We start from the raw sequence: 13,240 nt of genomic DNA on the forward strand, positions 1-13,240 counted from the left end.
GCCCCCTTCCCTCGGCTGAACCGAGGGAAGGGGGCCTTCACGCGCGACACCTACGCGATGGGGAAATCGAAATAAGTGTCCGGGTAGGGCTCGTCCTTCAGGTTGTAGTGCCACCACTCGCACTCGTACGAGCTGAAGCCCGATCCCTCCATGACCGCGCACAGGTGCGCGCGGTTCTTCGCGGCCTCTTCCGTGACACCCGCCGCCCCGTGATGCGAGACGACGTCCATCAGGTCGTGGTCACCACCCATGTCGGCGAGCTCGCCGGTGTCCAGGTGGTAGAGCGTCAGGTCCACGGTGCTGCCGCGGCTGTGGCCCGACTTGGTGGCCACGTAGCCCTTTTCGAACATCTGAGGCCGGTCGATGTTCGGGTAGTGCCTGGCCTTCTTCCGGCCGTCTTCCGGCTCTTCCGCCCAGCGCATGAAGCGGTCCACGGCGCGCTGCGGGCGGTACCCGTCCCACAGGAGCAGCCCGAAGCCGAGCTCCTCGGCCTTGTCCCGCGCCTGCTCCAGCGCCGCGCAGAACGCCCGCGTGCCGACGATCCGGTTCACCAGGTACCCGTCCACCGGCTTGCCGGTGAAGTTGTCCCACGTGGCGTACTTGGCGTCCCAGCGAATTCCGGAGACGACCTCGTCTACGAAGACGAAATCATCCTTCATTCGTCACGGCCCGCCAGCGTCAGGTTCACCAGCCGGTCGATCACGTCGCCGAGCGAGAGGCCGGCGGCGTTCATCATGCGCGGGTAACGGCTGTACGAGGTCAGGCCCGGCAGGGTGTTGACCTCGTTGAGCACCACGCTCCCGTCCTCCTTGAGGAAGAGGTCGACGCGCGCGAGCCCGCGGCAGCCCAGTGCGCGGTAGATGACCTTGGCCGTCTCCTGGACGAGGTCGCGCGCCTCGTCCGGGATGTCGGCCGGAACGATGAAGCTGGAGTTCTCGGAGCCGGTCTCGGGGCTCTCCTCCTGGTGGATCTTGAAGAAGCCGTGGGTCAGCGCGACCCGGTCGACCTCGCCCGCGAACAGGTCCTCGTCGTTGCCGAGGATCGAGCAGCCGATCTCGCTGCCGATGACGGCCTCTTCGATCAGGACCTTGGCGTCGTACTGGCGTGCCTCCGCCAGCGCGGCGGGCAGCTCTTCCTTCGAGGAGACCTTGCTGACGCCGAACGACGAGCCGGAGCGGGCGGGCTTCACGAAGACCGGGTAGTTCAGCTGGTCCGGGTCGACGTCGTTGTCCGGCGTGACGATGTAGAAGGTCGGCGTCGCGATGCCCGCGCCGCGGACGACGGAGTAGGTGAGGGACTTGTCGATGCACATGACCGAGCTCGGGAGGTCGCAGCCGACGTAGGGGATGCCAGAGATCTCCAGCAGGCCCTGCATCGCGCCGTCTTCGCCGAACTTGCCGTGCAGCACCGGCAGCACCACGTCGAGGGCGATCGTCTCGTACTTGCCCTCGTCCAGGACGAGCAGACCGTGCACCCCGCGGTCCGGCGACAGCACGGCCGGACGGACGTTCCCGTTCTCCCAATCCTCGGCGGGACCGTCGCAGAGCATCCAGGAACCGCTCTGGGTGATCCCGATGTAGTACGGCTCGTACTTCTCGAGGTCGAGGTGCTTCTGGACCTCGCGCGCAGATTTGATGGAGATAGGATGTTCTTCGGAAAGCCCGCCGAACAGAATTCCGATTTTCAGCCTACCCATACTACTTCCCGCTTTCGAATTGGAGACAATTGATGATGCTGTTTTCAACAGTGTCACTCAGCGCGTGGTCCGTGTAATAGGCGGTATGCGGACTGATGAGCACGTTCGACAGTTTTTCCAACCGCAGCAACGTTTTGCTCTCTATCGCCTTGTTCCTGCAGTCCGCGTAGAAGATGCCTTCCTCTCCTTCGAGGACGTCCAGCGCCGCTCCGCCCAGCTTTCCGCTTTCCAGTGCCGAAATGAGGGCTTCGGTTTCGATAAGCGGACCACGTCCGGTGTTGATGATGTACGCGCCGTCCTTCATCCGCTCGATGTTCTTCTCGTCGAGGAGATGATAGGTGTCCGTGGTGAGCGGCACGTGCAGTGTCACGATGTCGCTCTGCCGCAGCAATTCGTCGAGAGGGACGTACTCGGCCGAGGCGGTCAGCACCGTGTCGTAGGCCAGCACCTTGCAGCCGAAACCGCGCAACCGCTCCAGGACGGCGACCCCGATACGCCCTGTTCCCACCACTCCGACGGTCAGATCGCGCAGCTCTTTCCCGCGCACCTCGTTCAGCCGGTAGTCGTGGACCTCGGTGCGGCGGATGATGGACTTGGCGTCGCGCACCGCCATCAGCATGAGCATGAGCGTGAAGTCGGCGACGCTGTCCGGCGAGTAGGCGACGTTGCCGACGGTGATGCCGACGCTCGCCGCGTACTCCACATCGATGTGATTGAAGCCGATGCTCCGCGTGGAGATGTATTTCACGCCCGCTTTGCCGAGCGCGAGAAGAATGGAGTTCGTGACCTTGGTCTTATGACCGATACTGATACACCTGTTTCCGGAGACCAGTTCGATATTGGCCTCGGATACCGGCTCATCGACAATGGTCGGCACAATACCGAAACGAGGTGCCATCTCCCGGAACAGGGCGGCCTCGTCCTGTCCGCATCCATAAATCGTGATTCCCGTTGCCAAGACGGCCGAGGAGGAGGCGGACGCCAGCGATCCGGTGCGGGGGGCAGCTGATCGCGCTGGTTCGCTGTAGGTCATGCCCGACATTGTAGGCAGCGCGATGTTGCCGCTTCTTATGGGGTTTTCGATGACCCGACAATAAGTTACCAACTGGTAGCGCCGAGTGCACGACGTTGTCGTTCACCTGCGCCGCATACGTCCATCACAGATCTTGCCCGGCCACCCCCGGCGTCGAAACCGTCCCGTGACGGATGCCACAAAGCCACGCCGACACGAGGTCCGCGAGGGCTTCCGGAGCATCCCTCGCCACGAGGTGACCCGCCGCCGGGACACCGGCTACGGCGACCCGGGGGTTGACCGTGCGCAAACGATCCACATCGACGTCGCGAAGCGGTGAGTCGTGCCCCGCGTGCACCACCAGGATGGGCAAGTCCAGGGCCCCGGCCGTCGCGAGCAGGGCCGGACCCGAGCCGAGGACGTCCTCCACCAGGCGGGTGTAGCGACCGCCGAGCCCGTGGAAGTCGAGCCACGAACGCGCCCTGGCCGGTTCGATGTCGGGTACGACGTCGACGAGCACGAGCCCGGAGGCCCTGGCCGCGACGGCGGGGTCCGCCAGCGCGGCGATGGCGGCCAAACCACCGACCGAGGCGCCCACGAGGACGATCGGCGCGGGTTGGCTTCCGATCATCCCGGCCACGTCGCCCGCCAGCGCCCGGAGCGTGGTCGCCCGGCCGGAACTGTCCCCGTGACCGCGCAGATCGAAGGCCACCGACCGGAACCCGCGCCGGGCCAGCACCGCGGCGACCGGCACCCAGACCGCACGGCGTTCCCCGCCCGCGTGCAACAGCAGAACCGTCGGCCCGGCGCCGGTCACCGTGCCCCGCAGAGTGACATCGCCCAGGTCGAGCCTGATTTCTGCAGTCATGACAGCCCCCTTGCCTTGGCCTGTCAAGGTAGCGCGAATACCTTGGCACATCAAGGTACGATGCCGATCGTGACGACACCCCGTGCACGACGGACTCCCGAAGAGGCCCGGCGGCTGATCCTCGACGCCGCGGCCTCGCTGCTCGGCGAGTCCGGTGTCGCCGCCGTCCAGATGCGAGCCGTGGCCGCGCGGGTCGGCATGACCGACGCCGGCGTCGCCCACCACTTCGGCAACCGCGAGAAACTGCTCGCCGAACTCCTCCGGCACGGTGGCCGACGTCTCCGGGACGCCCTTCGCGACCTCCTCGCGAACTGGTTGGACCGCGGCGCCGACCTGCTGGAACTCGTCGAGGCGCTACACGATCTGTACCGGAACGGCTACGGCGAGCTCGCGGTGGCGCTGCACGCGGCGGGCTGGCGCGACCCTGGCAGCGGGATGCTCGACCCGGTCGTCGACGCCCTCCACCGGCTCCGGCCGCCCGGCAGCTCCCTCGACGACACGCGGCTCGCCGTCGCCGCCCTGCACCAGGCCATGGCCATGGAAGCCCTGTACGGAAGCGATTTCCGACGCAGCGCCGGGCTCACCGGAGCCGCGGCGGACGACTCGGCCGCGCAAGTGCGCTGGTGGGCGCGGCAGCTCCACCTCACCCTCGTGAGCACTGAGGACGGTCGCGTTTCAGACACCTGAGGCGTCCCCGATCACGCGAGTTACGCCCCCAAGCACGCGAGTTCCGCCCCCCATCACGCGAGTTCCGCCCCAAGCACGCGAGTTCCGCTTCCCAGCACTACGTGAAGGCCCCCTTCACTGCGCTAGACGCAGCGAAGGGGGCCTTCACCTACTTCCGACATCACTCACGGCGACGAACGTCAGCGAATACCCTGCGAAATACGTTCCCCAAGGCCTTCGACGGCACCGAGCGCTGCTCGCAGCTCGGCGGCGTACTCTTCGGCCCCGGCCCGCAGGCCCCGCTCGACGACACCCACGGCGTCGAACGCCTCGACGTCCCCACCGCTCAGCGCGGCGACCGACTCCTTGACGACGGCGCCGAGCAGCAGTTCTTCCGGCACCACCGGCGCACCTTCCAACGGCCACACGAGGTCGTCGAGCACGCTCTGCCCGCCGACTTCGCGGACCAGGCCCGCCGCGGTGATCCCCGGCACCCGGAACCCCTCCGGCAGTACCGCGCGAAGGCTCAAACTGTGCGAAAGCCAGTGCAGCAGCTGCCCGTTCACTTCCAGCTTGACCGGCTTCGGCGCCAGCCACAGCGTGAGGTTGACGTAGTACTCGGTGAGGCGGTCGAGCACCTCGCCGCCTTTCTCGAAGCCCCACAGGTTGATGTCGAAATAGTGGTGCCACGTGGCGTCGGCGACGATCCGCCCGACCCCGGCCGCCACACCGTCGTACGCGCTGGTCACGCCGTAGACCTTGCCGTCGCGTTTGTCGGTACCCTGCGCGACGATCTCGGGTTTCGGCTGGCTCGCGCGCCCCGACGGCCACACGTCCGCCGGATACCGCTCGGGAATGAGCAGCTGGCCTTCGTGCATATGGTCGGGAAAAACGGTGATCGGGCCACGCCTGCCCTGGAACAACACGTGCGGCCTGCCGAGCCGCTTCCGCAGGATGAGTTCCTGCGGGTACGGGTCGAGATCGTTCGGGATCGGGTTGTCGATGTCGCTGCCCCACGGGTCCGGCTGGTGAGTGTTGTGGCTGAATTCGATACTCGAATCCGGCCGGTCGTTCCACACCCGCAGCTCACCCGCGCGCGGGACCCGGTGACCCAGCGCCCGGCCGAGGTTCAGGTAATCGGGCAGTGACGGATCCGCTCCCGGCGGCCGCGGATTCGAGTGGTCGCCGGTGATGAGCACGCCACCGCCGGCGTCCATCCAGGCCCGCAGCGCGGCGACTTCCGCGTCCACGAGCTCGTTTTCCGGCTCCCCCGGCATATTGCACGGCAGGAAACCGAAGAACCACACCTGCTCATATCCGGCTAGAACGTCGGAAGTCAGTTTGCTGACGGCGTGCCCGCCATCGTGTCTATTGATCAAATCGATCTCGAAATCGGCGAAGAACGGCTGATTCGCCAGAATCAGATCGCGGACGATACCCAAGGAAAAGCCGTTGTTCCCGGTGAAGCCGACAAGATCGGTGTAGAACAGGATTCTGATCTTCGGTTTGGCCGGCGGACTGACGTGATCGGCGACAAGACGTGCGTCGAACATTGGAATTCCCCCTAGCTTGAAGCGCCATGCCGTCCTCCCCGGCGGCGCCCTCCCTTCCACGTATACCGGAACTTCCGGCCATTCCGCAGAGACGGTGACGCGCTGAGGATTTCGCCGCGATCAAGAAGCGAAGGGAACGAAATCCTTTTCCCGGCCCCACGAAGCCGCTCCGAAGCGCCTGCGCGAGGATGCGGGGATGGGTTACCGGACCTGGATGCGGTACTTCACACCGTCCGCCGTGCATCGCCGGCTGGGGCTGGTGTGCCTCGGCGTCGGACTGCAGCACGGAACCCTGCCCGTCGTGGGACCGCGCGTGCTCGACCATTACGTCGCCGTCGTGGTGTCCAAGGGGCGCGGGTGGTTCGCCGTGGCCGGCGGGGACCGCCAGGAGGTCGTCGCTCCCGCCTTGCTGTGGCTCGTCCCCGGGGTCGGTCATCACTACGCGCCCGATCCCGCGCAGGGCTGGGAAGAGTGTTTCGTCGATTTCGACGGCACCGCCGTGGACGCCTACGTGGAGCTCGGTTACGTCACGCCCGCGAAGCCGGTGTTACCGCTGGGCGACGTCGAGGTCGTCCGCGACATCGTGAGCCGGATCGTGCGCTGCGCGCGAGGCGGCAGTCCGCTGGCCCAGGTCGACGCCTCGGCCGCCGTGCATCACCTGCTGGTGGCCTTGCGCCGCGCCGCCGACAGCACCCCGAGTGACGGTTCCCTGCTGGAAGCGCTGGCGCGGGACGCGCTGTTGCCGATCAGTGTCGCGGAGATCGCGGCCCGCCGCGGCATGACACTGTCCGAACTGCGCGCCGCCGTACGCCGGAGCACCGAGACCGGTTTGAAGGACCACCTGCTGGCCCTCCGCCTCAACCGCGCCAAGGAACTCCTTGCCACCACGCGAATGCCGGTGCAGGAGGTGGCACAGGCGATCGGTTACGACGACGCCGCCTACTTCAGCAGGCTCTTCACCCGGCGGGTCGGCGTCTCCCCAGGGCGCTTCCGCGAATCGCGGATCCAGGCCGTCCCCGGTGGCTGGAGTTCGCGCGTTCCCCCTCCCGACGACCCGCCACTCGTGCCGACGGACTGAGCTTGGACTTCCGCATGGCACCGCTTGGACTTTCCGCGCAATAACTGCGTGAACGGCGCTTGAAGTTGAGCGAACGCGTTGACTTACGCGCAATAACGTTCATAACATCGGCGACCGCCCCGCCAAATGTGGTGCGGGTCACCCTTGGGAGAGAGTCATGCGGACCCTGCCTCTTCTCGGCGCCGCGGCGTTGGCCGTGGCGGCGACCACGGTGGTACCGGTGTCGTCCGACGCCGCGCCGCCGGACGCGACGTACACCATCACGGTCGACGCCAAGAAGTCGTTCAGCCCGACCACCGACACCCCGGCGAGTACCTATGTCGACAAGGACGGCACGTTCTACTTCCAGCAGGCGGCCGCGCTCTACGGCGCGGACCAGCCGCGCGAGTGGGACTTCTACAGCGGACGCGATTTCGACAGCTTCACCAAGCACCCCATCAGCACCGCGGTGAACCCGGCCAACCCCGCCGACCGCAACGACGACACGACCTGGCGCTGCAACAACAGCCCCACCGGCAAGGAGTCCACGGACCCGCCCGCCGGCTCCGGCTATTCGCAGCGCAACTTCTGCGATCTCGTCGGCACCTGGGTCGATCCGGACACCGGCGACTGGTACGGCCTGATCCACAACGAGTTCACGCCCGAGCCGTTCGGCGCGTATTCGTTCTCCCACTACGACGCGATCGACATGGCCGTGTCGAAGGACCAGGGGAAGACGTGGGCCATCAAGGACCACGCGATCACTTCGCCGTACAGCACCAAGCGGGGTGACACGGCAGCGTTCCCGCATCAGACCTTCGACTACGGCGACGGCGATCCACGCCTGTTCGTGGACACGGCCTCCGGGTACTTCTACGTCTACTACGGTTCGCGCATCGTGCCGAAGGCCGGCGCCGGCGGCCCGATGACCGGGCTGGCGCACGTCGCCCGCTCGCCGATCTCGGCCAAGATGGCGTCCGGCTCGTGGCAGAAGTGGTTCGACGGCGGCTGGACCCAGCCCGGCGTCGGCGGCCGCGAGAGCAACATGGTCCCCGTGTCCGCCCCGGGCGACACCGGCTACACACCCGTCGCGGACGACTACGACCCCGCCAACACCGGCAACGTCAGCCAGCAGATCGCCGCCGGGCAACTGCCGCGCAAATCGGATCTGTTCATCATGAACATCGCCTACAACGCGCATCTCGGTCTCTACATCGGCGCGCCGGAGGCCGTGGACAGCGTGGTCCCCCAGCGCTATTACGTGACCGACGATCTGACGACGCAGAAATGGCGGCTGATCGGCGACACCGGGAGCTACACCAACCAGTCCTGGTACCGCTGGTTCGTCGACGCCGCGAACAAGACGAATTCGACCATCATCGGCAAGCAGTTCCGGTCGTACTGCGCGGTCGCCTGCTCGAACAACGCGGGCGGCGAGTACACCACCCAGACCATCACGTCGTCCGCGCCCGCACCGTCCCCTGTGGACACTTCACGCAAGTACCGGATCGGCCTCGGCGACGGCCGCGTTCTCGCGCAGGGCACTGGGACCGCGACGACGTCGGTCGCGAGCACGACCGGCTCCGACAGCGAAGCGTGGCAGTTCTCGCCCGACGGAGACGGCTCGTACCGCATCGCCAACGCCGCCACCGGCCAGCTCCTCGGTGTCGATGCCGTGCAGGCCGGCCGGGCGTGGGGCGCGAAGCCCACCGTGACGTCGTCCTCGACGGTCGGTCAGCAGTGGTTCGTCATCCCGTCCACTGTGGACAAAGGGACCTTCCGGCTGGTGAACCGCTACAGCGGGCTGGTGCTCGGCCTGTCCGGCAAGACGTCACGTCTCGCGGAGACCACACCGCTGCGTTCCTGGACCGACAGCACCGGGAACGCCGTGGGCGGCGGCCGGACCGCGGCCGAGCAGACGCTGAAGTTCACCGATGCCGGTGACGGCACTCTCGGCGGGGTCCACACCCTGGCCGCGTCCGGCAAGAACCTCGACGACCCGGACTCGTCGACGGCCGCCGGCACCCCTCTGGTCACCTGGACGCCGAACCAGGGCGCCAACCAGAAATGGCTGTTCACCCGGCAGTCCGACGGTTCCTACACGCTGACGAACACGCATTCGAAACTGTGCGCCGACGTCGAAGGCGGGGCCACCACCGCGGGCGCGCGCGTCATCCAGTGGACGTGCACCGGCGGGACCAACCAGCGCTGGACCGCGGCGAAACAGCCCGGCGGCGGTTACAAGATCGCGAGCGTCCGCTCCGGTCTGCTGCTGACGACAGCGTCCACTTCGGACGGTGCCGCGGTCACCCAACGGGCCGACACGGGCTCCGCGCTCCAGCTGTGGCAGATCGGCTGACCCGGGCGGCCCGCTCTCTCGGGGCGGGCCAACCGGGTTGCGTTCGTGTGGCACATCACACTCTCACTGCACGTTCGCCCGCCGCGACCGTCTCCCCTCATGAGAGCACTTTCGGTGAAAAGTTCACCGGAAGCGTGGGAGGGAGAACACCATGCAGCACACCGGCATCATCCGTACCGCCACCATCACCGGCGTCGCCGCCGCGCTGAGCCTGGCCGCCGTCGTCCCGGCGCTGGCGAGCCCGCTCAGCAGTCCGCCGGCCGCGCCTTCCGGCGACCCCGTCACCACCGTGGCCGACCTCGACGGCGACGGTGAGATCGAGGGCGTCACCGCCCAGCTCACCGGCGACAACGACCAGGTCGTCTCCGCCACCGTGCACGGCACCTTCACCTCGATCCACCTCGGCGCGGACAGTTCCGTCCCGCTTGAGGCTCCCCGCGTCACCGACCTCAACGGCGACGGCCGCGCCGAGCTGATGGTCACCCAGTCCGTCGGCGCCAACACCACGTTCTTCACCGCCCTGCACTACGACGGCCGCAACCTCCGCCAGGTCGTCGGCGACGACGGCAAGCCGCTGTCGGTCGCCGAGGGCGGCGGTGTCGCCGCCCACCTGGGTTACCAGTGCACCCCGCTCGATGGCGGCGGCCGCACCTTCGAAACCGTCGCCGCCGAAGCCGACGACGTCGGCGCGAACCCGCTCACCTACTCGGGCACGCGCACCGTTTACACCCTTCGCGACGGCGCACTGACCACCGGGAAGACCATTCCGATCCAGAACCGTCCGGTGACCGATCCGGTGCTCGGCACCGATGCCGCGAGCTGCGACCAGGCCGGAAGCTGACCCACTCCGCGGGGTCCTCAGCCCGGCCGGGCCGCAGCACCGAAGGCTCCCTTCCTAGCGTTAGACGCACCGAAGGGAGCCTTCACCACCTCGACGCCGCCGTAACACGTCGCGAAAGCCACTTTCGGGACGTCTGATGTCCTGAAAGTGGCTTTCGCGACACGGCCCCTAGCGCGTGAAGGGGCCTTCACGCGAGTCTCTACGGGGCGTAAGTCAGGCAGTTGGCGGCGTGGTCACCCTCGCCCGGTCCCACCCGGACACTCGATGCGGTGCATTCCAGCGCGGAATTGTGACGGCAGTCCGTCCGGGAGCAGGCGCCCACCTGTGCGGTCACCCGATCGAGTCCGCCCTTGGTGTTGAGCGGGACGAACGTTCCGCAATCGGCCGATCCGTTGCCGCCACCGACCGTGATGGCGAAAGCGTGGCAGCCGTCGTGGTTGTACGAACAGCCACTGACCGTGCATTCGTGGACGGCGGGCATTTCGGTGGTGGTCATGACGACTCCTGTACTTCGTGGTGGTGGTGTCGTTCGGTATGACCAGGGTTACACCGGCCCGTTCCGGCGGCAATTCGGGGAAATTCCTTCATGTCCGGGCGACCGATTCAAAGGTCGAGATCGAGCCTTGAAGACGCACGGGAGACACAGCAGTACATCCGTCCCGGTGGCGCGCCGATGTCGTCGCGATGCTCCGGCTCACCGCCGACGACGCCGATCTCGCAACTGCCGCAAACTCCTTCACGGCAACCGGACGGAATACGGAATCCCGCGTGGTTCAAGGCATCCAGCAAGGACTCTTCCGCGGCGACCGGCACCGTCCGCCCCGATCGGACGCACTTCACTTCGAACGGCTCGGCGGGCGCGAATTCCTTGGCCACGGGCCGGAAACGCTCGATATGCAGGCGATGCGCGGGGAACGCCGCTTCGGCCGCGGCGAGCATCGACTCCGGGCCACAGCAGTAGACCAGCGCGTCCCGGCCGAGCCCGGCGGCCAGCGCCGCGAAGTCGGGCCTGCCGTGTTCGGCGGTGGCGTGAAGGCGCACCCTGTCGCCGTACGCGGCCTTGAGCTCGCCGGCGAACGGCATCGTCGCCTCGGACCTGCCCACGTACACCAACCTGGCCGAGGGACCCGCCGCCGCCAGCATCGGCATGAGCGGCGTGATACCGATCCCGCCGGCGATGAACAGGTGTTCCGGCGCGGGCAGCAAGGGAAAGTTGTTGCGCGGCAAGGAAACGTCGAGTGTCCGGCCCGAGCGCAGGAACAGGTGGACGTACTCCGAACCGCCCCGGCTCAGCCGGTCGTACCGGACGGCGACCCGGTAACCGCCGCGATCGGCCGGATCCCCGCACAGCGAATACTGCCGGGTCAGCCAGTTCGGCAGCGCCACATCGACGTGCGCACCCGGTTCCCAGGGAGCCAAGGGGCCTTCGGCGCCGCGCAGGACGAGCGAGACGGTTCCTTCGGCGATCGGTTCAACGCGGTCGAGAACGGTCTTCTGCATCAACGAGTTCACCTCAGTACAACTGCCGGTAGCCGGTTTCGAGCATGGCCTCCACCACGGCCGGATCGACGTCGAGGCCCATCTGCTCGGCGGCGATCTCGCCGACGGACGGCAGTTCGTCCGCCAGCGCCTGGCTCTCGGGATCCCAGAGCCGGGACCGGATCAGCGCGCGGCCGCAGTGGAAGAAGGTCTCCAGCACGTCGACGATGATCGCCAGTTCCGCCGGTTTGCCCTCGGTGCGCATCCTGGCGAGCACGTCCGGTTCGTCGGTGGGATAGGCGCGGCCGTTGACCCGGAACACCTCCCGCACGCCGGGGACCACGAACATCAGGCCGATGCCGTCGTTCTCGGCGAGGTTGCGGAAGGAGTCGGCGAGTTTGTTGCCCGGCCGGTCGGGGATCGCCAGGGTGCGCTCGCCGAGCACCTTGACGAAGCCCGGGTAGTCGCCGCGCGGTGAGCAATCGGGCAGGCCCGTCGCGTCCGCGGTCGCCATCGCCACGAACGGGGCATGGGCGATGAACCGATGGCCGTGCCGGTCGATCCGGTCGTGGACCTTGGCCCTGATCATGGCCTCCGGCTCCCCCAGCCGGGCACGGACCGCCTCGGGCGAAAGCCGGCGCGGACGGGTATCACTGCTGGTCATGGCACAATTATGAGCAATTGTTCAGCCCGCTCGCTACTCGCTTTCGCGCCGCTTCACCGGGAGTGTCATGACGTCGGAGCAACGACGGCTTCAGCCACGTAAACAGCCACGCCAGGTCCGGGCCGAGCTGACCAGGCAGCGCATCCTCACCGCGGCTGCTCACGTTTTCGCCGAGTACGGGTACGCCGCGGGGACGACGAACCGGATCGCCGAACGGGCCCGGATCTCGATCGGCTCGCTGTATCAGTACTACCCGAACAAGGACGCGATCCTGGCCGAGCTGCTCACCCGTCACCTCGACGGTGACCGCGCCACCGACGCGCTGCGCCGGTACAAGGATTCGACGGAGCCGCTCGAGACCGTCATCCGGGAATTCGTGCACACGGTGATCGAGAACCATCTCGACGATCCGCGGCTGCTGCAGATCATGATCGAGCAGGCACCTCGCTCCGGTGAACTGCTGGAACGCGTCACCCGGCTGGAATGGGAGATGATCGGTGATCTGCGGAACCTCCTCCACGGCCACCCCGAAGTCCGCGTGCGGGACAAGGACACCGCCGCCCGGCTCGTCGCGTCCACTGTGGAATTGACCGTGCACCAGCTCATCGCCGCGCCCGGCTCCATCGACGTCACCCGGCTCGAGAACGAGCTCGTGGCGATGATCACCGGCTATCTCCGCGCCTGATTTCCGGGGGTTGACCAGGCGATGAGCGGGGTATCCGACGGTGTGAGCCGACTACGGGAGAGACTGAGCGCCCTCACCGCCCGGTGGCGGCGGCGAGGCGGCACCCTCGCGCTGATCTGGACGCTGATCACCCTCGGCCTGGCCACGATGCTGTGGGTGTCGGGTTTCCGCGAGTGGCCGGTGTACCTGACGGCGGTGCCGGGCGCCGTCGTCTCCGTCCTGCTGTGGATCGGGGTCGCCCGCACCCGCCGCAGGAGGGTCGCCGAGAAGCAGCCGAGCGGTTGAGCCAGGGGCCCGACCCGGTTTCGCGTGCTCAGAGGCGTAACTCGCGTGTTTGGAGGCGTAACTCGTGAGTTACGC

The 13,240-nt window shown here is 67.3% G+C and carries 14 protein-coding genes; 6 read left to right on the forward strand and 8 right to left on the reverse strand.

The genetic code is table 11. The features are described from left to right. Positions 1-50 precede the first annotated feature (50 nt). The 4 genes from vanX to ACFVM3_RS40350 form a co-directional block, all read right to left on the reverse strand. Positions 51-659, reverse strand: a complete 609-nt coding sequence (gene vanX / locus ACFVM3_RS40335) for a D-Ala-D-Ala dipeptidase VanX (RefSeq protein ID WP_378445056.1) — start codon at positions 657-659, stop codon at positions 51-53. Further along, the gene (vanA-Ao2, locus tag ACFVM3_RS40340; RefSeq protein ID WP_378445057.1) at positions 656-1,696 is read right to left on the reverse strand and encodes a D-alanine--(R)-lactate ligase VanA-Ao2; all 1,041 of its coding nucleotides are present in this window, start codon (positions 1,694-1,696) and stop codon (positions 656-658) included. Before vanA-Ao2 ends, vanX begins: the two co-directional genes overlap by 4 nt. Position 1,697: 1 nt before the next feature. Next, positions 1,698-2,729 carry a VanH-AOV family D-lactate dehydrogenase gene (vanH, locus tag ACFVM3_RS40345; protein WP_378445058.1) on the reverse strand — a complete coding sequence of 344 codons (1,032 nt, stop codon included), beginning with the start codon at positions 2,727-2,729 and terminating at the stop codon, positions 1,698-1,700. Between the two features lie 124 nt (positions 2,730-2,853). Then, positions 2,854-3,576, reverse strand: a complete 723-nt coding sequence (locus tag ACFVM3_RS40350) for an alpha/beta fold hydrolase (protein ID WP_378445059.1) — start codon at positions 3,574-3,576, stop codon at positions 2,854-2,856. A 69-nt stretch (positions 3,577-3,645) separates the two neighbouring features. Between ACFVM3_RS40350 and ACFVM3_RS40355 the strand changes: the two genes are divergently transcribed. Then, positions 3,646-4,263: a TetR/AcrR family transcriptional regulator gene (locus ACFVM3_RS40355; protein ID WP_378445060.1), complete on the forward strand. Its 618-nt coding sequence runs from the start codon at positions 3,646-3,648 to the stop codon at positions 4,261-4,263. Between the two features lie 179 nt (positions 4,264-4,442). Here the strand turns inward: ACFVM3_RS40355 and ACFVM3_RS40360 are convergent, their stop codons facing one another. Then, positions 4,443-5,795: a hypothetical protein gene (locus ACFVM3_RS40360; protein WP_378445061.1), complete on the reverse strand. Its 1,353-nt coding sequence runs from the start codon at positions 5,793-5,795 to the stop codon at positions 4,443-4,445. Between the two features lie 196 nt (positions 5,796-5,991). On the opposite strand from ACFVM3_RS40360, the gene ACFVM3_RS40365 reads away from it, so the two are divergent. From ACFVM3_RS40365 to ACFVM3_RS40375, 3 genes are all read left to right on the forward strand, one after another. Then, positions 5,992-6,873: a helix-turn-helix domain-containing protein gene (locus tag ACFVM3_RS40365; RefSeq protein ID WP_378445062.1), complete on the forward strand. Its 882-nt coding sequence runs from the start codon at positions 5,992-5,994 to the stop codon at positions 6,871-6,873. A gap of 157 nt (positions 6,874-7,030) precedes the next feature. Next, positions 7,031-9,211 (forward strand): RICIN domain-containing protein, encoded by a 2,181-nt coding sequence (locus tag ACFVM3_RS40370; protein ID WP_378445063.1) that lies wholly within the window; start codon positions 7,031-7,033, stop codon positions 9,209-9,211. Between the two features lie 151 nt (positions 9,212-9,362). Beyond that, on the forward strand, positions 9,363-10,052 hold the full coding sequence (locus tag ACFVM3_RS40375) for a VCBS repeat-containing protein (RefSeq protein WP_378445064.1): 690 nt from the start codon (positions 9,363-9,365) through the stop codon (positions 10,050-10,052). A 199-nt stretch (positions 10,053-10,251) separates the two neighbouring features. Here the strand turns inward: ACFVM3_RS40375 and ACFVM3_RS40380 are convergent, their stop codons facing one another. The 3 genes from ACFVM3_RS40380 to ACFVM3_RS40390 all read right to left on the reverse strand — a co-directional run bounded on the left by ACFVM3_RS40380 (position 10,252) and on the right by ACFVM3_RS40390 (position 12,195). Further along, a complete protein-coding gene (locus ACFVM3_RS40380) occupies positions 10,252-10,548 on the reverse strand; it encodes a DUF1540 domain-containing protein (RefSeq protein WP_037310991.1) in 297 nt (98 codons plus the stop codon). 107 nt (positions 10,549-10,655) lie between these two features. Beyond that, positions 10,656-11,552 carry a PDR/VanB family oxidoreductase gene (locus ACFVM3_RS40385; RefSeq protein WP_378445065.1) on the reverse strand — a complete coding sequence of 299 codons (897 nt, stop codon included), beginning with the start codon at positions 11,550-11,552 and terminating at the stop codon, positions 10,656-10,658. 13 nt (positions 11,553-11,565) lie between these two features. Beyond that, entirely contained in the window at positions 11,566-12,195 is a 630-nt protein-coding gene (locus ACFVM3_RS40390; RefSeq protein ID WP_378445066.1) for an MSMEG_1061 family FMN-dependent PPOX-type flavoprotein, read from the reverse strand. 67 nt (positions 12,196-12,262) lie between these two features. Between ACFVM3_RS40390 and ACFVM3_RS40395 the strand changes: the two genes are divergently transcribed. Together ACFVM3_RS40395 and ACFVM3_RS40400 are read left to right on the forward strand one after the other, a co-directional pair. After that, positions 12,263-12,880 carry a TetR/AcrR family transcriptional regulator gene (locus ACFVM3_RS40395; RefSeq protein ID WP_378445067.1) on the forward strand — a complete coding sequence of 206 codons (618 nt, stop codon included), beginning with the start codon at positions 12,263-12,265 and terminating at the stop codon, positions 12,878-12,880. Between the two features lie 21 nt (positions 12,881-12,901). Continuing rightward, complete coding sequence (locus ACFVM3_RS40400; RefSeq protein WP_378445068.1) at positions 12,902-13,165, forward strand: hypothetical protein; 264 nt, start codon at positions 12,902-12,904, stop codon at positions 13,163-13,165. The last annotated feature ends 75 nt before the right edge of the window (positions 13,166-13,240 follow it).

The sequence above is a fragment of the Amycolatopsis sp. NPDC057786 genome (assembly GCF_042797905.1).
Classification (GTDB): domain Bacteria; phylum Actinomycetota; class Actinomycetes; order Mycobacteriales; family Pseudonocardiaceae; genus Amycolatopsis.

Excerpts from the sequence above, each read along its gene's own strand:
- vanA-Ao2 (WP_378445057.1), bottom strand. The coding sequence starts at position 1,696 with ATGGGTAGGCTGAAAATCGGAATTCTGTTCGGCGGGCTTTCCGAAGAA.
- ACFVM3_RS40365 (WP_378445062.1), top strand. The coding sequence starts at position 5,992 with ATGGGTTACCGGACCTGGATGCGGTACTTCACACCGTCCGCCGTGCAT.
- vanH (WP_378445058.1), bottom strand. The coding sequence starts at position 2,729 with ATGACCTACAGCGAACCAGCGCGATCAGCTGCCCCCCGCACCGGATCG.
- vanX (WP_378445056.1), bottom strand. The coding sequence starts at position 659 with ATGAAGGATGATTTCGTCTTCGTAGACGAGGTCGTCTCCGGAATTCGC.
- ACFVM3_RS40400 (WP_378445068.1), top strand. The coding sequence starts at position 12,902 with ATGAGCGGGGTATCCGACGGTGTGAGCCGACTACGGGAGAGACTGAGC.
- ACFVM3_RS40350 (WP_378445059.1), bottom strand. The coding sequence starts at position 3,576 with ATGACTGCAGAAATCAGGCTCGACCTGGGCGATGTCACTCTGCGGGGC.
- ACFVM3_RS40375 (WP_378445064.1), top strand. The coding sequence starts at position 9,363 with ATGCAGCACACCGGCATCATCCGTACCGCCACCATCACCGGCGTCGCC.
- ACFVM3_RS40380 (WP_037310991.1), bottom strand. The coding sequence starts at position 10,548 with ATGACCACCACCGAAATGCCCGCCGTCCACGAATGCACGGTCAGTGGC.
- ACFVM3_RS40360 (WP_378445061.1), bottom strand. The coding sequence starts at position 5,795 with ATGTTCGACGCACGTCTTGTCGCCGATCACGTCAGTCCGCCGGCCAAA.
- ACFVM3_RS40370 (WP_378445063.1), top strand. The coding sequence starts at position 7,031 with ATGCGGACCCTGCCTCTTCTCGGCGCCGCGGCGTTGGCCGTGGCGGCG.
- ACFVM3_RS40390 (WP_378445066.1), bottom strand. The coding sequence starts at position 12,195 with ATGACCAGCAGTGATACCCGTCCGCGCCGGCTTTCGCCCGAGGCGGTC.
- ACFVM3_RS40395 (WP_378445067.1), top strand. The coding sequence starts at position 12,263 with ATGACGTCGGAGCAACGACGGCTTCAGCCACGTAAACAGCCACGCCAG.
- ACFVM3_RS40385 (WP_378445065.1), bottom strand. The coding sequence starts at position 11,552 with ATGCAGAAGACCGTTCTCGACCGCGTTGAACCGATCGCCGAAGGAACC.